Source organism: Pseudanabaena sp. FACHB-2040, from assembly GCF_014696715.1.
GTDB lineage: Bacteria > Cyanobacteriota > Cyanobacteriia > Phormidesmidales > Phormidesmidaceae > JACVSF01.
On sequence record NZ_JACJQO010000017.1, the window covers coordinates 58,428 to 77,789 of the forward strand.

Here is a 19,362-nt window from a genome sequence, read left to right on the forward strand (position 1 = left end):
TACGCGCCCAACTTATGACAATCAGACCTTTTCACGTTGCCTTTCCGGTACACGATCTGACCACCACCCGGCACTTCTATGAAACCGTTCTAGGGTGTCCCATTGGCCGCACCGACGAGCGCTGGATCGACTTCAACCTGTTCGGCCACCAGATCACCGCCCACCTGACCGCTGCTGATGAAACTTCAGAGGCCACTAATCCGGTGGACGGTCATGCTGTTCCGGTAAGCCATTGGGGCGTAATCTTGACGATGTCAGAATGGCAGACGCTGGCGGAGCGGCTGAAGCAGCATCAAACCCGCTTTGTGATTGAGCCCTACATTCGCTTCAAGGGTAAACCTGGTGAACAAGCGACAATGTTTCTCCGCGATCCCAGCGGCAACGCCCTGGAATTCAAGGCTTTTCAAGACGATGCCATGATTTTTGCGACGGCCTGACAATGGGTCAGCCCCATCAGCCAAACCCCGGCGATCGGGTGGCTCATGTCTCAATTTCTGTAATTTTCTCTGTCCACAGATCTATTCCGTAAGCTTCTTGGCTAAATCAGCCTGCCGCGAAACACTAAAAGGGAAAAACCTTTCCCAAAAAGATCTTTTATGGCCCCCGCGAATGCCCCGAAGGATGGATTGATGCTCCTGACCCGGTATCCGCAGCCGGGAAAGACCAAGACTCGGTTGATTCCGCACTTAGGCCCAGAGGGCGCAGCCCAGATCCAACGACTTATGACAGAACACCTGATTCGGCAGGGCTTGGAGCTGAGGCGACACCACAGCCTCGGTTTTGAGGTTCACTTCACAGGCAGCAGCCTACACCAGATTCGTAGTTGGTTAGGTCATGAGCTTACCTATCGACCTCAATGCGAGGGAGATTTGGGCCAGCGGTTGACCTTTGCTTTTCACCAAGGCTTTACTGCCGGTCGAGCAAGGCTTCTGGCCATCGGCAGCGATTGTCCGGCCATCGGAGACACTCAAGTTACCGCAGCATTTCGACTGTTGCGACAGCACGATCTAGTGCTGGGGCCAGCCCTAGATGGCGGCTATTACCTGATTGGTTTGCGGCGAACCATCCCCGAACTGTTCAAAGGCATTTCTTGGGGAAGCGATCGGGTGCTGGGGGAGACGGTTGCGATCGCATCCCACCTCAACCTCTCAACCGCCTTCCTCGATCCCCTCCCCGACATCGACCGCCCCGAGGATCTGCCGATTTGGGAAAAAATTTGGGCGGGAAGTGGGACGAAGGTTTTGGTTTAAAGAGAGAAGAGAGAGGAGTAAAGATAGAGGGTAGAAGGTAAAGGGTAAAGGAATTCCTCTCTGCATCTTCGCGTCCCCACGTCCTCCCTACCCATCCACCCGCTACCCCCTCACCTCACATCCTCATAAAACCGCTTCAGCCGCTCCCCCGGCACGCCCAATCCCCAGAGAAAGCCCACCATAAAGTAAATGGCGTTAGCCTTCACCGGTCCCCACCCAGCTACTCGTCGATCAGAGGCTTGCACGACCCGATTGACCTGGCGAATCCGTCCCAAGCGGCACAGCTTCAGGCATAGGTCGGCTTCTTCTAGAATGGGCTGGGCTGGGTCAAAGCCGTTGCAGGTTTGGAAGTCGGCGCGGCGGCAAAACATGACCTGATCTCCAAACAGCAGCCGCAGCCCCTTGCCAAAAAACAGGTGGGGCCGAAACAGTAGGGGCGCATAGTAGGTCTTGAGATAGTTATTGAGGATCACGCCCCAGCGGGTCGTTAGGTTGCCCGACATGATGGAGATGAAGCCGCCACAGGAAACACCAGGATCGGCTAGGGTCTGTGCAATCACGCTCACTAAGTCGTCGGGCACGTAGGTATCGGCGTGAAGAAAGCAGAGGTAGTCGCCACTGGCTTGGGCTGCGCCCAGGTTCATTTGAATGGCGCGGCCTGCTTGCTCGGAGGAGATAACTTGCAGGGGAAAGTGGGGTGCGGGTTGTTTAGTTAAGGCTTGTGCGATCGCAACCGTCTCATCCCGGCTGCCCCCATCTACCACGATCACCTCATGGGCAGGCGGCTGCAGCAGGCTCAGGTGCCGCAGTGTTCGCTCCAGATATGCCGCCTCGTTCAACGCTGGAATGATAATCGAAACCTTGCAGGTCGCCTCAAAGTCGCTAGTTAGGCTAGCCACTTTAACTGCTGAGTTTTAACTGGGCTGACAAACTCCCGATTCTCTTCTTGAGAGCGGCGATACTCGTTTTTAAGCTGGTAGTACCACCGCGCTGGTGTGTCTGAGTCTTTAATCAGCCGCAGCACTTTCTCGTACTTCAGCCCTTCCTGCTGCTTGATCACCACATCCCGGTCTTGCCCCAAGAAAGAGCAGATCATGGCGGGCAAAATCGGCTTCAGCAAGCTGCCCCAAGGAATATCCCAGTACAGCTCGAAGGTTACATCCGTCTGATCGTCGGTCAGAGGCGTTACGGTGGTCAGGTTCACGGCTCGGTACTTGGCAGTGGTGGTTTCCTCCGTCCGCACCCCCGGCAGGTAGAAGATAATCTCGTTGTCGGGCACGCCGCCAATTAGCCAGTAACCCCGGCCCATATTCCCCATTCGGTGCTTCCGCATCGTAAAGCCCAAGAGCGAAGGGTCGAACCACTTAATTTCGGGGTTGAGATCGCCGCCGCGCCACCACCAAGAGCGATGCACGAAGGGCGAATGCGCCGGATCCATCAGGCCCACTACCGCATGGTCGATGTAGCAGGGAAAGCGCATGGTGTAGGTGATGTTGGGCTTCACATCATCAGCAAACCCTGGCACTCGGGGCACGTCTAAGGTTGACGACTTGGCTTTGTTGCGATCAGGATCAGGCATATAAATCCAGATATTGCCCTGAACCTCTCGAACCTCGTAAGACTGCACGTTGAAGCGGTTCAAATCCATCTGCTGATCTTCCATCAGCGAGGGAATCTCGGTGCACTGCCCGTTGGAGGCAAAGCGCCAGCCATGATAGCAGCACTGCACCTGCTCTCCATCAAACCAGCCACAGCTCAGCGGCACTGCCCGGTGTGGGCAAATGTCTCGCATGGCAAATGCCTTACCGCCCTTGGTGCGACCAAACAGAACCGGCTCATTGAGCAATACCTTAGCCATCATTTTGCCTGGCTTCAGCTCATGGCTGGGCATGGCGTGATACCAGATATTCCGCAAGAAATAGATTTCGTCAACTGCGACCACGCTTCCCCCAGCTTTCCGTGATGGATGCTTTCATTCAGAGCACTCAATACTTTACCAAAAGTAAACCTGAAACAGGAATGCTGACTGTGACAGGTCAACCTTTGACCCTAAGAGCCGATTGTGAGGTGCTCGGCCCTACCAAACGATACGATTAAAACCTTGTGATCAGCCTTCATAACTGCAAGGACAGCGAAGCAATCCTGTAGAGCAATTACTCCACCGAGACTGCTTCGCTACACTCACAGTGACTAACCTAGTGAATACACGTCTTTAATCTCGTCAAACTAATGCGGAAATCTATTCAATCAGCAGATGCTTGATCAACACGGCCATCCACTGACTGTCTTTACCGCTGGGAATGGGGTCGCTCCAGTCATCGGGGTCGGCATAGTGGAGAGTGTGCAGATGCTTAATGGTACGGTCGAGTACCTCTAAGCTGCCGTAGAGCACGTTGGTCACCTTCTCTCGCCTGGGTTTACGCTTTCCAGTTTGGGCAGGCGGAACTGTGGGCGGCTGAGCACCCAAATCGTTTGATTGAAACATGTGGTTCTGGTCCCTATGTAGTGTGAACTAGGAAACCAGAACTCACTTTCCTAGCAGCCCCGTGGTTGTGTGCAATCGGGGCGGCAGGGGAGGTAAACTAGCCTCCACGCCTCCGAACTGCTCGCATCAGCTTCGGGGGACTAGTCGCCTGTTTGTGCTGGACACACTTGCAGGCGGCGCTAAGTCAATGAGTTCCGGGTCTAGGCTGCCGCGCACGACAGCTTAATGATTGAGAATACGGTCTGCACTAAGCAGGCGTCAACTGTATAGGGGAATTTTTTGAGGTGGGGGAGCAGCGGGAGCGATAGGCAAAATTTCCTAACCCCTTACTTATCCCACCATCAGGTTTTCGCAAAGCCTTAGTTAAGATCGTGGCACAGGTAGATGCTAGATAACCCCAGAATCAGAGGTGTTATCCATCACTTTTGCTGGGTTAACATATGCAAACTAGTGAGAATCTTATCCAGCAGATCTAACGCTTAATACATAATTAGACTGCTTGAATTATCGGTGTTGACAGTACTTTGAAAGGTGTCTGTCAATGCAGAATATTCAGATTTATAGCAATGTTGGCAAAGGCGACGTTACAGCCAGTTCGTTACCGAAACAACGTACAAATTTAGCCTGGAGAAACAATATTGCAATCTCCTACACTCGAGTTCAAACCTATTAATCTAGAGCAAGAGCAAGATTTATGCGTTCAGTTCAGAGCAGACTCTTTCATTTGCAGTTTTGGTTCAGCCGCTCGGTTTTATAAAGAGGATGGAAGCGGAGCTGAGGAATATTTGCAGTGGCTGAGACAGCGAATGACAAAAATCCCGAACAGTTGTGTACACGTTTGGAAAGGAGAGCAAATTATTGGGCAAATTGAGATGACGCGCTGGAAACACGATTCAAGTGTTGGCTACGTCAACTTGTTTTACCTGACTTCAGAGTTTCGAGGTCACGGTTTTGGTCAGCAATTGGATCAACACGCAGCTCATTTTTTCAAGAGTCTAGGTTGTCAGTCAGCCCGTTTGAACGTCAGTCCCACTAATCGAGTGGCAATGAGATTTTATCTCAAACACGGATGGATTGATTTAGGACAACGAGAAGATGATCCTGAAGTTCACTATCTTGAAAAGAAATATGGAGCTAACGTACAATAGCATTTCAGCCCAGCAGGGTGCGTTAGCACCAGCGTAACGCATTCACTTACAGCTTAAAAATGCGTTACAGCTACGCCTAACACATCCTACTTTTGCTGAAGGATACGATCATGACAAAGTAGTTGAGGAGAAGCACAAGGAATTAACTTGGACATCATCAAAACTTGAGCCAGCACGTAAGATTTTCAAGAAGCACCTTGACATTAGCCGCTAAAACCTAACGATGGCATGTACCCGACTACAAATCAGCAGGTCTCTTATTATAAAAGTCCCTACGGGGTGAGTGATGCCTAGCATTAGCTGGCTTCGAACTTGGTTGAGGCAGTATTTTGAGCTATTTGTCGTGAAAGAAAGTAGTTTTATAATTCGTGAAGCGACTCAAAGTGATGAATTTTTAATTGCTGAACATCTATGTCATATTGCTTTAGAACTTGGTGTTTCAACCGAATCCATTCGGCAAGACTGGCTAGACCAGACTGTTAAATTTATTGATCGTGCTCGTCATGAATTGCAATACAAGGGATTCATTGCAGAGATCAATGATCAAGTAATCGGCTCAGCTAGTTGCCAACTCCTTGAACTCTACCCAAGGGTCAGTCGGGAATATCAGAAAGGATACATCTGGGGAGTGTACGTAGTTCCATCCTTTCGAAGGAAAGGAGTTGCGACAAAATTGATGAAGAAGGCAATGGCTCATCTAAAGGCAATTGGCTGCACCAAAGCAGTTTTGCACGCTTCTCATGAAGGTAAGCTACTTTATTCCAATCTTGGCTACACAGAGAGCAACGAAATGGTGTTCAGTCTCATTTGAGGAAAAATGAAATAATCAATTTTTATGATTTGGGAATGTATGGGCACTCAGTGTTTGGAGCGTGGTTTTCAGCCATACCTTAGTCAGTTATTCTGCTTCGTTTAGTCAAGTTGGCAGTAGTTGTCAAGTTGCTTAGTTAGCATCAAGTTTAGGTCAGCAAACCAACAAAAGTTGAGGAGCGCTTATGATTCAGCTTGATCGGTCAAATACCGCAATTGTCGGATTGGACTTGTATACAGTCGCAGAGCGACATCAGTTAGGGTTAGTGGATGCGATCAAAGAGCAAATCCAATACTGGAAGTCCAATTCCTACTTTGTGTCAGCAAGTGTGCATCAAAGTTTAGATGGGGTGCGCGTTTTCACCTACAGTCAATGGCAACCCAAGTTTGATCATCGTAGCTTACAGCGTTCTGCCGTATTCGGTGAGTTTTTTCCGCTAGACTCCTTGCAGTTAGAGGTGACAGCAAGCAGATCGGTAACAACAGAAGTTGAGATTGCTGTGGGCGATCGCATTACTCATCTTGCAGAGTTTCGCATGGTGCCGTCAAATCAACCGGAAATGGTGAAACGGACAACAGCAGAACTTGACCGAGCCATGAGCAATTCACCAGGACTAATTTCGGCAAGCTTTCATTGCAGTCTAGACGGAACGCGGATGTTCAATTACGGGCAGTGGGAGAGTAAAGAGGCATTTGAGGCGATCTTGAAACAACCAGGATTCAATCCAGACAAGCCGTATTGGGAAGGCTTAGCACGAAACGAATTTCACTTATACCACGTTGTACACACAGAGACAGCAGAATAACAATTTGCTTGGAGCAGTCTGCTGAGATCGGTTAGTTAAATTGTATAGACAACCTGCCGCCGCTCAAGCAAGCCGCTAGAACGTTTATGCTTATTTTTATGAGACCCAAGTCCGAGCAACTTTTATTGCTGTAGCGGTGGCTTGTAAGATTGCGAATCGCAATCCTCCCTTCAGGATTTCAGCCCCAGTGAGTTTGCGTCGATTTGACTTTCGGGGTAAACAATTCAACTGCCACCCCCTCCCACATCCAAACGGGTAGAGATTGCTTTGTCCTATCAAGGAATTCCTGACTTCCCTGCTCTCAAGGCTTATCGCAGCAGTTCTTGAAGATACGCAATAATCAGGGGATTCAGATTCAGGAGCAGCTGTCCCATGCCCGGCGCAGAAGATATCGCTAACTCAAGGTTCGATGCAAGAACTAATGCGCGCAACCCAAAATCATCTCGAAATCAAGTTCTTACCGCTCCCTTACCAGACCCCATTACCAGAAACATTGAAGCGGTTACCTCCCTCCATACCCAAGAAGTTCGAGATATCCCTGCTCACCAGCGGCTACTAGAAGCGATCGCAACTTTCTTTGGCCGCTTCATCTTTTTGTATATCTTGCTACTTCTCCTGGCATTGTGGATGGGCGGGAGCGTTCTAGATCCCTATTTACCTTTTGACCTGCCCCCGTTTAGCTGGTCAGAACAAGGTTTAGATGCAGCTGCATTAATCATTTCAACCGGCGTGCTGGTGCGACAAACGCGCCAAGAAAACTTTGCCGAACAGCGAGCGCAACTGATGCTCCAGCTAAACCTACTCTCCGAGCAGAAAATTGCCAAAATGATTGAGCTTTTGGAAGAACTCCGCGCCGATCTGCCCTTTGTAGACGATCGGCTTGACCCAGAAGCCGAAATGATGCAAGAAGCGGCTAACCCACTGGCAGTATTGGCAGCACTTCAAGAAACTTTAGCTCAAGAACTATCTCCCAAGGATGAAGAGAAAGACACCAAAGGCTAACTGCGGTTTTTAGCAAGAAACTGTTTCTCTCCCTGGGCAGAGAGACACCCATTAGCGCCTCTAGTAAAGTCCTTACAGTAGCAGTCGAGCTTATCCATACCATGTTACTAAAAGGACACTTATGGCCCAGCTAAATGGCGTAATGATGCAGTACTTCCATTGGTACATCCCTCCAGACGGCAACCTCTGGAATGAGTTTGCAGAACGCGTCCAAGGGTTAGCAGAAGCAGGCATTACCTCCGTTTGGCTGCCGCCTGCCTATAAAGGCACAGCCGGTGGCTATGATGTGGGCTACGGCGTTTACGATATGTTCGATCTGGGCGAGTTTGACCAGAAGGGCTCTGTTCGGACAAAGTACGGCACAAAAGAAGAATATATTGCTGCCATCAAGGCTGCCAAAGCAGCGGGTGTGCGGGTATATGCAGATGTGGTTCTCAACCACAAGCTAGGGGCAGACGAAGCGGAAGACGTAGAAGCCACTCCCTACAATCCTGACGACCGTCATCAGCCGATTGGAGATATGCAAACAATCCAAGCCTGGACTCACTTCACCTTTCCAGGTCGGCAGGGCAAATACTCCACTTTGGAATGGCATTGGTGGCACTTTGATGCCGTAGATTACAACGCCTATAACGATGGAGAAAACGCTGTTTACTTATTCAAAGACAAGAAGTTTGACGACAACGTTGATCTGGAAAAAGGCGCTTTCGACTACCTCATGGGGTGCGATCTGGATATGGAGCATCCAGAAGTTCGGGGCGAATTGAAGTATTGGGGCGAGTGGTTTATTGATACTACAGACGTAGACGGCTTTCGCTTTGATGCTGTGAAACACGTTAAGGCCGGCTTTTTTCCCGAATGGTTAAACCACTGCCGTCAATATGCAGGCCGTGATTTGTTTGCGGTAGGGGAGTACTGGTCATACGAAATCGAGGCGCTGCACCACTTCATTGATATTACGGGTGGCGACGTGTTGTTGTTTGATGCGCCCTTGCACTACAACTTTTGCGTTGCCAGTACCCAGGGCAATGACTACGATATGCGGCAGATTTTTGATAACACCCTAGTGCAACACCAACCCGCTCTAGCGGTTACTCTAGTTGACAACCACGATTCCCAGCCGCTACAGGCGCTAGAGTCTGTAGTAGAAAGCTGGTTTAAGCCGTTAGCATATGCGTTGATCCTGCTGCGAAATGAAGGTTATCCCTGTATCTTCTACGCAGATTATTACGGTGCCCACTACAAAGATAAAGGCAGAGATGGCAACGAGCATGAAATTTGGCTCGACAGTCATCAGTGGATTATCGATAAATTCCTGTACGCTCGTCAAACATATGGCTATGGCGACCAGTACGACTACTTTGATCATGCAAATACCCTCGGCTGGACTCGCTTAGGCGATGAAGAACACCCAGGTGGTATGGCCGTTGTGCTGAGCAATGGAGCGGAGGGAAGCAAGTACATGGAAGTAGGACGCCCCAACTGCACGTACATCGACATCACTGAACACATCAGTGAACCCATTACAACCAACGATGAAGGGTGGGCTGATTTTCGTTGCAATGCGGGTTCTGTTTCAGTATGGGTGCCTCAGCAGTCTGAGAGCTAAGGTAGTTTCGATGCAGGTACAGCATTCAGTGAATGCATTCTCGGCAAACTCGTCCGGTCATTCACTGAATGCTAGGCCCCATAGCTGAGCTAGACAACGCGGTACACAATAGCCCCGTCACTTTCGCGATTGCTTGACCGCATCAGGTCTTGGTACTCAAATTCTGACAGAAGTAAGCGTACCTCATCAGCAGGCAGCTCCGTTGCAATCACGCAATCTGCCAGAGTTACTTCCCCCTGACTTTTGGCTAGCTTTAGTAGCTCAATCCGTACGTCTCGAACTTGCGGGTACTGCTGCAGTTGCAGCCCAGTTTCTCCACGTTCTGAGCGGGCTCTCAGTACAGCAACCATATTCTCTATTGTCGAACCAATCATCAGGAACCCCACAATGGGGCCAGCAAAGTCCTCATCGACCGCTGCGGAACAGATCAGCCAAATGGCACAGGTAATAGAGGCCAGCGGATAGCGGGCTGTGTATAAATACCCGACAAAGGGTAGGGGAAAGGTCAGAAGACCCGTTACCCAAAGATTCTTCTTCGCGAGTTTCCGAGTCTCTGTAGTTTCTAAATCAGGCACTGTCAGCGCTTGTCGTACTCGCATACTTCAGCCTCCGCATAAAAAAGCGCGTGAAGGTAAGAGAAGAAAGGGTTCATGCAATTACAGCACTCAAATCGAGCCTTGTGCAACCGCTTAACCAAATCCATTAACGCTGCAACTGCCTCTAAGCTAGCAAGATACGGATTAAAACCCAGGTCTAGGAATGAGATAAAATTGTTACAGAATATTAAGACTTTATCTCAATGAGTTTGTTTCTCTGGGCGCTTGGCCTGCTCCTTGCCGCATTGGCGCTGGGCATCGCAATTTATCTCATGACGGCTCGCCGCTACCAGTCCGCCAACTCCGTCGCCACCTCCTACGACGAGTGGACCGAAGACGGAATTTTGGAGTTCTACTGGGGCGAGCACATCCACCTAGGCCACTACGGCTCGCCGCCTCGACGGAAGGATTTTCTAGCGGCCAAGTCAGACTTCGTACACGAGATGGTTCGCTGGAGCGGGTTAGACAAATTTCCCCCTGGCACCACCGTCTTGGATGTGGGCTGTGGCATTGGCGGCAGCAGCCGGATTTTGGCCCGAGACTACGGATTTGCAGTCACGGGAATTACCATTAGCCCCCAGCAGGTCAAACGCGCCCAGCAGCTGACTCCGCCAGAGCTTAACGCGCGGTTTCAGGTAGACGATGCTATGGCGCTTTCGTTTCCAGACGCTAGCTTTGACGTGGTCTGGTCGATTGAAGCTGGGCCGCACATGCCCGACAAAGCCATTTTTGCCAAAGAACTCATGCGGGTGCTCAAACCGGGGGGCGTGCTGGCTGTCGCTGACTGGAACCAGCGAGATGATCGCAAAAAGCCGCTCAACTTCTGGGAAAAGCCCGTCATGCAGCAGCTTCTCGATCAGTGGGCGCATCCCGCTTTCTCAAGCATTGAGGGCTTTTCCGAACTGCTAGAAGCAACCGGATTAGTCGAAGGCTGCGTAGATACCGCAGACTGGACAAAGCCCACCTTACCGTCTTGGCTAGACTCGATCTGGCAGGGCGTAGCTCGGCCTGACGGATTAGTGCGGTTTGGGCTACCGGGCCTGATTAAGTCCTTAAGAGAAGTGCCGACCTTGCTCCTAATGCGGCTAGCCTTTGGTGCAGGTCTTTGCCGCTTCGGCATGTTCCGTGCAGTTCGAGCCAACCCGCTGCCTTGACCCCAAAAGAAAATCCCCCTTGAGCAGGGGGATTTGAGGAAATTGAACCTAGGGGTCAACCCATTTCTAGAGTGAGACGAGCGACCGCCTAGGCATTAATTAAGCAGAAACTTGCCGCCCTTCAAACCGGCCAAACTGCTCGTAGTGCTCAAAGCCGCTGGAGAAAGCGTTGTTTGCGATCGCACCCTGCACATCCGGGTTCAACGCCAGGTAGCTGCTCTCGCTAAACATTGAGCTAGGCATCCGTTGAGGCTCCCTCTGCCCAAACTTGACGTAGTGCTCAAAGCCACTCTCAAAAGCTCCACCCACTACGGCCTGAGCTACATCCGGGTTGTTCTGTAGGTAAAAGCCCTCATTGAATAAGAACAGCCCAGGCACCCGGTTTTCAGCACTGCCAAATTCGATGTAGTGCTCAAAAGCGCTGCCGATGGCTCGGTTAGCAACCGCAGCGGCCACATCCGGGTTGTTTTGCAGGTATTCCTGCTGGTTGAACCCAGCACTGGGGTTGCGTCCCTCTAGATGACCGTACCGCACAAAGTGCTCAAACCCGCTGTTGGTCGCCCGGTTAGTAACTGCCTGAGCCACATCCGGATTTTGCTGGAGGTAATACGCCTCGTTGAACAAAACGCTGGGGTTACGGCCTTGGAACCAGCCATTGCTCGTGAAGTGGTCGTAGCCTGACTTATACAGCCCGGCATCAACCGCTGCCGCCACATCTGAATACTGGCTGAGGTAGTAGCTTTCGTCAAAGAGCTGATCAAAGGGCAGCCCGTTCACTTCAAAAGGCGTGTAACCCAGCTGGGTATTTGAATCTAGCTGCACGTAGCGGCTGAACTGGCCAATGTCAAACACCCCCTTCACCAGGTTTTCGCTGGGCGAAGTATAGCCGGTGACTTCAATACTCACCGTTGCCGTATCTTCCTGTCCCTGGCTATCCAGAATTGAATAAGTGAAGCTATCGGTTGCCGTCTGGCCCGTCAGCAGGCTGGTAAAGCCGAGGGGGACGTAGGTAAAGGTGCGATCGCTATTGTGAATGACCATTGAGCCAGACTTGAGGAAGGCAATCTTGCCCCCTTCCAAAATGGCATCATTGACGCGATGGAGGCTGAGAGTATCTCCCGGATCCAGGTCTTTGTCATTGGCTAACACGTTGAGCTTAAGGCTGCGCCGCTCACTGACGGTGCCGCTGTCGTCAGCGGCCACGGGTGCGTCATTTAGACCACTAACCTGGATCTTGACCGTTGCTGTATCCGTACCGCCTTTGCCGTCACTAACGGTATAGGCAAAGGTGTCTACCGCAATCTCACCTGTAGGAAGCGATTCAAAGGCCTGATTGGGGTTGTACTCGAAAGTGCCATCTGCCTTTAAGCTGACCAGCGCACCCGAGCCAATCTTGACCGCAGGGCCGCCAACCGTCACCTCAGTGCCGTCGATCTGAGTAACCGTCAGCGTGTCGCCAGCATCCGGGTCAACATCGTTGCTTAAGACGCTGAGGGTAACAAAGGGGGTGTCTTCGTTGGTAGCAAATCCCTCGCCCTCATCGTCTTGGGCAGTAGGCGCATCGTTGACGTTAGTGAACTTGCCGATAGCAACAGGAGAGGGCAGGGTATCGAGGGTGCGATCGCCATCGCTGACACTAACGCTGTAGGTAGGCGGCACCTCACTGCCATTGTGGACAAAGACAATGCGCTTATCCAATACCTCCTGCTGGGTGAACTCTGTGATATTTTCCTGCTCAAATTTGCCGTCGCCGTCTAAGTCTCGGTTAAAGCTGCCGCCGGTTAGGCTGCTAATGGTGAAGGTCAGCGTATCTGGCCCATTGTCAGGATCAGCTGCCTCCAGTTCAGCCATCGTCAGCACGACTGAACCGCCTTCCTCGACAGAGAGCTTATTAGTCTTGAGCGTGGGGCCATCGTTGACGCCCATCACCTGCACAGAGACCGTTGCCGTATCAGTTGCCCCCGCCTTGTCACCTACGGTATACGCAAAAGCATCAGTTGTTGTCTTACCCGCTGCCAGGGCTACAAATGCTCCATTAGGGTCGTAGGTAAAGGTGCCATTTTCGTTAAGGCTCACCAAAGCCCCAGAGGTCAGCTTCACCGCTGGCCCCCCAATCGTAATGGCCTGATCTTCGACCTGTACAATCGTCAACACATCATCCGAGTCGGAATCGGTATCGTTGGTCAAAACGTTAGGCGTCGTCAGCTTAGTGTTTTGATTAGTAGAGAAGTCAAGCCCACCATCGTCAGTGGCAACAGGCGCATCGTTGACCGGGACAAACTCAATCTTGGCCGCCACAGGCGCAGTAGCAAACTCCCCATCGCTGACGCTGATTGTGTAGCTAGGAGGCGTTTCGTCGCCATCGTCAACAAAACGCACCTGGCCTTTGCTGACTTGAGCCAGGGTAAACTTGCCGGCATTCTTCAGCTCAAAGATGCCATCGCCATCGGTGTCTACCTCAAACTGTCCCTGCCCTGGAGATGGGCCGTTGATGACAAAGGTAAGGCTAGCGGGGTCTGTATCTGGATCGGAGGCAAACAGGTTCTCTGAGGTCAAGACGACGGTGCCGCCTTCCTGCACCTTGAACTGGTTAACCGTCAGCTTGGGCGGATCGTTCACCGGGACAAACGCCACTTTAGCCGCCTCGGTAATCTCACTACCGTCGCTATCACGCACGGTAATGTCGAAGCTGGGCACCGTTTCACTGCCGTCATGCACAAAAACAATGTCGCCATCGTTTAGCTGCTTTTGGGTAAAACTCTCAACCGGCTGGTTCAAGAAGTCGGCAAAGCGCCCTCCCTTGACGTTGCTGATCTTGAAAAGCAAGTCTTGATCAGCAGTAGTCTCATCGTCTTCAGCTTTTAGATTGGCTAGAGCCTGATCGGGGTCATTGAGAGTCAGCAGCCCGCCCTCAGTAATGACAAAGGAGTTGATTGTCAGCCGGGGCGGATCGTTGACCGGGGTGTAATCAATCTGTGCGGGCAAGCTCGTGGTGCCACCTTGAGGATCAAGGGCCACAACGGTATAGCTAGGAGAGCCTTCCTCCCCATCATCGACAAAGCTCAACTGACCAAAGGCAATGGCTGACAGGCTAAAGGAAGCCTCAGGTGTGAGGAGTTTGCCGTCTAGAAGGAACTGGCCGCCCACCACGTCCTTAATCTGCAGCTTAATGCGGCTGAGGGTGCTGTCTGGGTCGGTGACGTTGAGATTACCTAGGGTCAGCACAACGGTTTCGCCTTCAGTGACCACCAGCTTATTCACCGCAATCGTGGGCGGATCATTGACGTTGGTAAAGTCACCTGCGGGAATCTCTAGCATTCTGGTAATGCTCTTGGGGGTTGAGTCGCCGGGGGTGCCGGTGTCGGCAACAGTCAGCGTGTAGCTAGGGGCTTTTTCGCCTCCGTCGTGGACAAAGCGAATTGTGCCGCTGTTTACCTCTGCCTGGGTAAAGGTGCCCCCTGTGAGAATGTCTCCAAGGGCTGTGCCCGTGAGCGGGTTAATTCGCTCGAATTTACCAAAGGTAACCGCATCGACAGTGTAGGCCAGCGCTTCTGGCCCAGACTCTTCGTCGGTAGTCATCAAATTGAGGCTCTCAGCATTGAGCACGACGCTGCCGCCTTCAGCAATTTTGAGCGTATTGGTAGCAAAGACAGGTGCATCATTGACGACCTGGAACTCAGCGGCCAAGGGCACTTCAATCGTGATTTGCTGGTCGGCCGGAGCAAAGGTATCGGTTAGGGTGACCTTAAATTGGGGTGCTTGGTTGGAGCCGCCGTGGACAAACTGCACCGTCCCCGCACTGACGTTTGCCTGGGTAAAGGTGTAGGTCAGCGGGTCAACTTGAACCACGCCCTGACCGACAAACTTGTCTTGCTGGGCTGGGTCAGCCGGAGGATTGATCAGGGTAACGGTGTAGGTCAGGGGCTGCCCCTCAGCATCGGTGGCCAGCAGATTGGCATTGCTGAGCGTGACGGTGCCGCCTTCGGTCAAGGCGAAGGGCTGCACGTTCTTAGCATCAAAGACCGGCGCATCGTTGATGGGGGTAAAGCCGCCTGCGGGAATCTCTACCGTTTTGGTCACGCGCTTGGGTGAAGTGTCGCCTGCGGTGCCGCTGTCGCTGAGGGTGAGGGTATAGGCAGGCGGCGCTTCGCCATCGTCATGGGTGAACTGAATTAGTCCAGCATTGACCTGGGCCTGGGTGAAGGTTTGCCCCGCTTCCAGCAAAGCCACGGTGCCGGTATCAGGGTTAATCAGGCCAAACTGGCCGTGTGCCACTTGATCGATGGTATAGGTCAGCTGATCTGAGCTGGACTCTTCATCGGTGGCGACTAAGTTCAGGTGCTCCGGATCGCTGTTGAAAATCACCGTCTCACCCTCGGCAATCTTTAGGCTGTTGGTAATAAAGACAGGCACATCATTAACGGCATTGAAGGCAATCTTGAGATCGACGGGTACCGTAATTGGGTTGCTGTCGAAGGTGTCGGTCACGGTGACCTCTAGTTGAGGGGCGCTGTTGGAGCCACCGTGGACAAACTGCACTAGCCCGGCATTGACCTGAGCCTGAGTGAAGGTAACGGTAGATTCACTCTGAGACTTGCCATCGACGATGAAGCCATCAGGCTTACTCGGGTCGGCGTTGGTGACTTTGGCGGTGTAGGTCAGCTGGTTGGGGCCCGATTCTTCATCAGTAGTGTTTAGCAGACTGCTGCTGAGCTTGATGGTGCCGCCTTCGCTCAGGGTGATCTGGCTGACGCTGACCTTAGGGGTGTCGTTGGTGGGCGTGAAAACAAGCCTACTGTCGCTCTCAAAGGTGATCGTCTGGCCACCCTCATCAGCAGCTGTCAGCCTAAAGCTGGGTGCAGTGTTGCTGCCGTCGTGCTGAAATGCGATCGCATCTCCCGCATTCACCTGAGCCTGGGTAAAGCTTTTAACCTCAGTGCCATCAGCATTTAAGACAAACTTGCCGCCCTTGACCTGGTCAACACTGTAGACAACGCCTTCAGCAGCAGTTTCTTCGTCGACAACGCTCAAGCTGCTGGCATTAAGCAGCACCTTTTGCCCCTCGATCACCTGCAGGTCCAAGGTTTCCAAGATAGGCACGTCGTTGATCGGGGTAAAGTTTACGACGGCATCGCTGCTGTCCACGCCCGCCGGATCGCTCAAATCACGTACCTCCACGCGGTAGGTCGGCGGGGTGTCGATAGCTGGGTCATTCACAAAACGGATCAGCCCCAACAGCACCTCTTCCTGAGTAAAGGAAACGGGCGAAGTTGGTGGGTCGGTCTCTGCCGCTAGCAGCTCAACGACTTCCTCTCCCTCTACTAAGCGCACCCGCTCAAAGCGCCCGCCTGTAACTGCAGTAATGGTGAAGACCAGAGCGGCGCTGTTGGTTTCAGGGTCGATGGCCTGCAGGTTGTCACTGGTCAGAATGACGGTGCCACCCTCCTCCAATGTCAGGGTATTGACCTGCAGGGTTGGCACATCGTTGATCTGGGTAAAGCCGCCGGGAGGAATCGTCACCTCGCGGGTAACGGTGCGAACCGTTGTCGAATCACCGTTAATCCCGCTGTCCTTCACCGTCAGAGTGTAGGTCGGGGCCAGCTCGTCGCCGCCGTGAACAAACTGCACCTGTCCAGCATTTACTTGGGCCTGGGTAAAGCTGTCGCCCACCTTCAGCACCGTCGTCTGTGAGGTGGCGTCAATCAGCTCAAACTGGCCACGCGCCACTTTATCAATGGTGTAGACCAGATCCTCCGGAGCCGATTCTTCGTCAGTGGTGACCAAGTTGAGGGCCAGCGGATTTTGGTTGAAAATGACGGTGCCGCCCTCGCTAATGCTCAGGGTGTTGGTGTTAAAAAGAGGCGCGTCATTGGTGGCTGTGAAAGCAATCTTCAGGTCAACCGGCACGGTGTTAAAACTGCCCGTCGAGGCATCACTCACCGTTAGGGCAATCTGAGGCGCGCTATTGGAGCCGCCGTGGACAAACTGCACTAGCCCAGCATTGACCTGGGCCTGGGTAAAGGTTACTGGAGAGGTCGTCTGGAGTGTGCCGTCGATCATAAAACCGTCGGGCTTGGTCGGGTCGGCCTGAGTCAGGGTGACGGTGTAGGTTAGCTGACCTGCTGTTGCCTCTTCATCAATGGTGTTGAGCAGAGCGCTACTGAGCTTGACAGTGCCGCCCTCGGTGACAGAGAACTGGCTGACTTGAACTATAGGCAGGTCGTTGATGGGCGTAAAGACGATGCGATCACCGCTTTCGATAGTGATTGACTGGCCGCCCTCTGCCGCCGGACCATCGGCTGCGGTTAGGGTAAAGCTGGGTGCAGAGTTGCTGCCGTCGTGTTGAAATGCGATCGCATCTCCCGCATTCACCTGGGCCTGAGTGAAGCGAGTAACTGCAGTGCCATTTGCATCCACAAACTGGCCGCCGCTCACACTGTCCACGGTGTAGACAACGTCCGCTGCACCCGTCTCTTCATCGCTAACGTTAAGGATGGTGGGATTGAGAAATACCGTCTGATCCTCTGCAATTTCGAGGGCCAGGGTTTCTAGCACAGGAATATCGTTAATTGGTGTGAAGTTGATTGTGGCAACCCCACTGTCAACTGCTGCCGGATCGCTCAAGTCCCTGACCTGCACCTGATAGGTGGGCGCTGTGTTGGTATCGGGGATGTGCACAAAGCGAATTTTGCCCATCAAAATGTCGGCTTGAGTAAACTCAACTGACGCAGTGGGCGGATCGGTATCAGCTGCCAAGATCTCGACTGTCTCTGCCTCACCGACTCGCTCCACCCGCTCAAAGCGGCCTCCGGTAAGCCCGGTGATGGTAAAGACCAGATTGTCGGCGTTGTCTTCAGCATCGGTTGCCCGCAGGTTCTGAGTCGTGAGAAAGAGTGCATCTCCCTCCTTCAGCGTCAGCTGATTGGTCACCAATTCGGGTGCATCGTTAATAGAAACAAACCCACCGATTGGAATGAAAACCTCACGAGTCACGCCCAAAGCTGTGGCCGGGTTGTTGTTAATACCTGCGTCGCGCACAGTGAGTGTGTAGCTTGGCGCAAGTTCACTGCCGTCATGGGTAAACTGCACCTGCCCAGCATTCACCTGGGCCTGAGTGAAGGTGCCACCAACTGCCAGAACTTGAGCCGTTCCAGTATTGGAATCAAGGATCGCAAAGTTACCCCGCACCACTTGATTAATCCTGTAGATCAGGGCGTTTGGAGCAGACTCTTCATCAGTAGCCACCAGGTTCAAGCTGCCCTGGTTAAGAATGACCGTCTCTCCCTCCGTAATCTGGAGCGTATTGGTGAGAAAGATTGGTTGGTCATTAATGGGGGTGAACGTAACCTGGGCAGATTTAGCCTCGCTGGTCAGGCTACCATCAGAAACAGTCACGCTATATTGCGGCGTTCTGTTAGTACTATCATGCTGAAACTTAACCCGACCGGCCAGGATATCGGCCCGTGTGAAGGTTAATTTAGGCCCAAACTGCCCGCTCTGGTTTTTCACCAAAAACTGCCCTGCTAGCAGAGAAGCCCCTGTGTTGAGATCCGTAGCAGGTGCAATGGAAAAGAGCAGGCCGTCTCTGAAATTATCTGGATCAGTCGCATCTAAATTCAGGGTCGAAATGGTGACCGCTTGCCCTTCGCTAACCCTGAGCGTATTCGTCGTAATAGTAGGGGCATCGTTAACCGCAAAGGTAGCGGGATTGAGCAAGTTCATTTCTCGAACCGCTGTGCTGCCCTGGCCATCGTTCACTTCAAGGGTGTAGCTAGGCGGAATCTCACTATCAGCCCGGTGGGCAAATCGAATCAGACCCGCATCTACTTGACCTTGGGTAAACTCCGTGACGATCTTAAAAGTGCCACCTGCTTCAATCAGTTCAAACTGTCCCTCCTTAACGGAGGTCACTGTGTAGGTCAGGATAGCGCTGTCGGTTTCTTCATCGGTTGCTCGTAAATTGACCTGAGTGACTCCACCAACAACGTTCTGGTTGAGAACAACACTGCCACCTTCGGTAATAGTTAGCTGGTTGACCTCAAACAGAGGCGCATCATTTTCAGCGGAGAAAACCACCGCAGCTGGAGTGCTGGTGCTGCCTCCCTTGTTATCAGCCACCGTTACTACATAGCTGGGCGAAACCTCACTGTCATCATGGACAAATCGGATCAGGTTGCTAGCAATATCAGCTCGCGTAAACGAAACTGGAGCGACCGAAGGATTAGCGCTAGCATCTGCCAGAACCGTTATCTTCTCCTGCCCATTCACCTGCTCAACTCGCTCAAACCGCCCGCCCACCAAGTTGGTGATAGTGAACTTCAGGGTATTAGCCGCATCATCAGCATCGTTGGCATCTAAGTTGCTGAGCGTGATGGGGATTGTTTGGCCTTCGCTAATCGTGAGGCTGTTGTTTAGAAATTGAGGAATTGCATTCATGGGATAGTCTCTTTCAGCTTTACGGTATTACCGCCGGGTAATAAAGATTAGTTCTGACAAGCACCT

13 protein-coding genes are annotated in these 19,362 nt (G+C 52.3%); 8 read left to right on the top strand and 5 right to left on the bottom strand.

Annotated elements, in window-relative coordinates:
• Positions 1 to 14 precede the first annotated feature (14 nt).
• Both H6G13_RS18910 and H6G13_RS18915 read left to right on the top strand, forming a co-directional pair.
• Entirely contained in the window at positions 15 to 437 is a 423-nt protein-coding gene (locus H6G13_RS18910) for a VOC family protein (RefSeq protein WP_190485661.1), read from the top strand.
• A gap of 192 nt (positions 438 to 629) precedes the next feature.
• Positions 630 to 1,250 carry a TIGR04282 family arsenosugar biosynthesis glycosyltransferase gene (locus tag H6G13_RS18915; RefSeq protein WP_242028418.1) on the top strand — a complete coding sequence of 207 codons (621 nt, stop codon included), beginning with the start codon at positions 630 to 632 and terminating at the stop codon, positions 1,248 to 1,250.
• A 110-nt stretch (positions 1,251 to 1,360) separates the two neighbouring features.
• Here the strand turns inward: H6G13_RS18915 and H6G13_RS18920 are convergent, their stop codons facing one another.
• The 3 genes from H6G13_RS18920 to H6G13_RS18930 all read right to left on the bottom strand — a co-directional run bounded on the left by H6G13_RS18920 (position 1,361) and on the right by H6G13_RS18930 (position 3,735).
• Positions 1,361 to 2,149, bottom strand: coding sequence for a TIGR04283 family arsenosugar biosynthesis glycosyltransferase (locus H6G13_RS18920; protein WP_190485664.1), 789 nt, complete (start codon positions 2,147 to 2,149; stop codon positions 1,361 to 1,363).
• Positions 2,137 to 3,192, bottom strand: a complete 1,056-nt coding sequence (locus H6G13_RS18925; RefSeq protein ID WP_347277506.1) for a Rieske 2Fe-2S domain-containing protein — start codon at positions 3,190 to 3,192, stop codon at positions 2,137 to 2,139. The genes H6G13_RS18920 and H6G13_RS18925 overlap by 13 nt, the downstream gene beginning before the upstream one ends.
• Positions 3,193 to 3,489: 297 nt before the next feature.
• On the bottom strand, positions 3,490 to 3,735 hold the full coding sequence (locus tag H6G13_RS18930) for a hypothetical protein (RefSeq protein ID WP_190485948.1): 246 nt from the start codon (positions 3,733 to 3,735) through the stop codon (positions 3,490 to 3,492).
• 638 nt (positions 3,736 to 4,373) lie between these two features.
• On the opposite strand from H6G13_RS18930, the gene H6G13_RS18935 reads away from it, so the two are divergent.
• The 5 genes from H6G13_RS18935 to H6G13_RS18955 all read left to right on the top strand — a co-directional run bounded on the left by H6G13_RS18935 (position 4,374) and on the right by H6G13_RS18955 (position 9,110).
• A complete protein-coding gene (locus H6G13_RS18935; RefSeq protein ID WP_190485666.1) occupies positions 4,374 to 4,883 on the top strand; it encodes a GNAT family N-acetyltransferase in 510 nt (169 codons plus the stop codon).
• Positions 4,884 to 5,226: 343 nt separating this feature from the next.
• Entirely contained in the window at positions 5,227 to 5,694 is a 468-nt protein-coding gene (locus H6G13_RS18940) for a GNAT family N-acetyltransferase (protein WP_199306372.1), read from the top strand.
• A 184-nt stretch (positions 5,695 to 5,878) separates the two neighbouring features.
• A complete protein-coding gene (locus tag H6G13_RS18945) occupies positions 5,879 to 6,499 on the top strand; it encodes an antibiotic biosynthesis monooxygenase (protein WP_190485670.1) in 621 nt (206 codons plus the stop codon).
• Between the two features lie 372 nt (positions 6,500 to 6,871).
• Positions 6,872 to 7,501, top strand: a complete 630-nt coding sequence (locus H6G13_RS18950) for a DUF1003 domain-containing protein (RefSeq protein ID WP_190485673.1) — start codon at positions 6,872 to 6,874, stop codon at positions 7,499 to 7,501.
• A gap of 121 nt (positions 7,502 to 7,622) precedes the next feature.
• Positions 7,623 to 9,110: an alpha-amylase gene (locus H6G13_RS18955; protein WP_190485675.1), complete on the top strand. Its 1,488-nt coding sequence runs from the start codon at positions 7,623 to 7,625 to the stop codon at positions 9,108 to 9,110.
• An 89-nt stretch (positions 9,111 to 9,199) separates the two neighbouring features.
• Here H6G13_RS18955 and H6G13_RS18960 read toward each other — a convergent pair whose 3' ends face one another.
• Positions 9,200 to 9,709, bottom strand: coding sequence for a hypothetical protein (locus tag H6G13_RS18960; protein ID WP_190485677.1), 510 nt, complete (start codon positions 9,707 to 9,709; stop codon positions 9,200 to 9,202).
• 200 nt (positions 9,710 to 9,909) lie between these two features.
• Between H6G13_RS18960 and H6G13_RS18965 the strand changes: the two genes are divergently transcribed.
• Positions 9,910 to 10,860: a methyltransferase domain-containing protein gene (locus H6G13_RS18965; protein WP_190485679.1), complete on the top strand. Its 951-nt coding sequence runs from the start codon at positions 9,910 to 9,912 to the stop codon at positions 10,858 to 10,860.
• A 99-nt stretch (positions 10,861 to 10,959) separates the two neighbouring features.
• On the opposite strand, the gene H6G13_RS18970 is transcribed toward H6G13_RS18965, so the two are convergent.
• Positions 10,960 to 19,296: a cadherin-like domain-containing protein gene (locus tag H6G13_RS18970; RefSeq protein ID WP_190485681.1), complete on the bottom strand. Its 8,337-nt coding sequence runs from the start codon at positions 19,294 to 19,296 to the stop codon at positions 10,960 to 10,962.
• Between the last annotated feature and the right edge of the window lie 66 nt (positions 19,297 to 19,362).

What these genes read in the sequence shown, in the direction of transcription:
- H6G13_RS18965 (WP_190485679.1), top strand. Translation starts at nt 9,910, where the DNA reads ATGAGTTTGTTTCTCTGGGCGCTTGGCCTGCTCCTTGCCGCATTGGCG.
- H6G13_RS18955 (WP_190485675.1), top strand. Translation starts at nt 7,623, where the DNA reads ATGGCCCAGCTAAATGGCGTAATGATGCAGTACTTCCATTGGTACATC.
- H6G13_RS18910 (WP_190485661.1), top strand. Translation starts at nt 15, where the DNA reads ATGACAATCAGACCTTTTCACGTTGCCTTTCCGGTACACGATCTGACC.
- H6G13_RS18915 (WP_242028418.1), top strand. Translation starts at nt 630, where the DNA reads ATGCTCCTGACCCGGTATCCGCAGCCGGGAAAGACCAAGACTCGGTTG.
- H6G13_RS18960 (WP_190485677.1), bottom strand. Translation starts at nt 9,709, where the DNA reads ATGCGAGTACGACAAGCGCTGACAGTGCCTGATTTAGAAACTACAGAG.
- H6G13_RS18970 (WP_190485681.1), bottom strand. Translation starts at nt 19,296, where the DNA reads ATGAATGCAATTCCTCAATTTCTAAACAACAGCCTCACGATTAGCGAA.
- H6G13_RS18945 (WP_190485670.1), top strand. Translation starts at nt 5,879, where the DNA reads ATGATTCAGCTTGATCGGTCAAATACCGCAATTGTCGGATTGGACTTG.
- H6G13_RS18930 (WP_190485948.1), bottom strand. Translation starts at nt 3,735, where the DNA reads ATGTTTCAATCAAACGATTTGGGTGCTCAGCCGCCCACAGTTCCGCCT.
- H6G13_RS18950 (WP_190485673.1), top strand. Translation starts at nt 6,872, where the DNA reads ATGCCCGGCGCAGAAGATATCGCTAACTCAAGGTTCGATGCAAGAACT.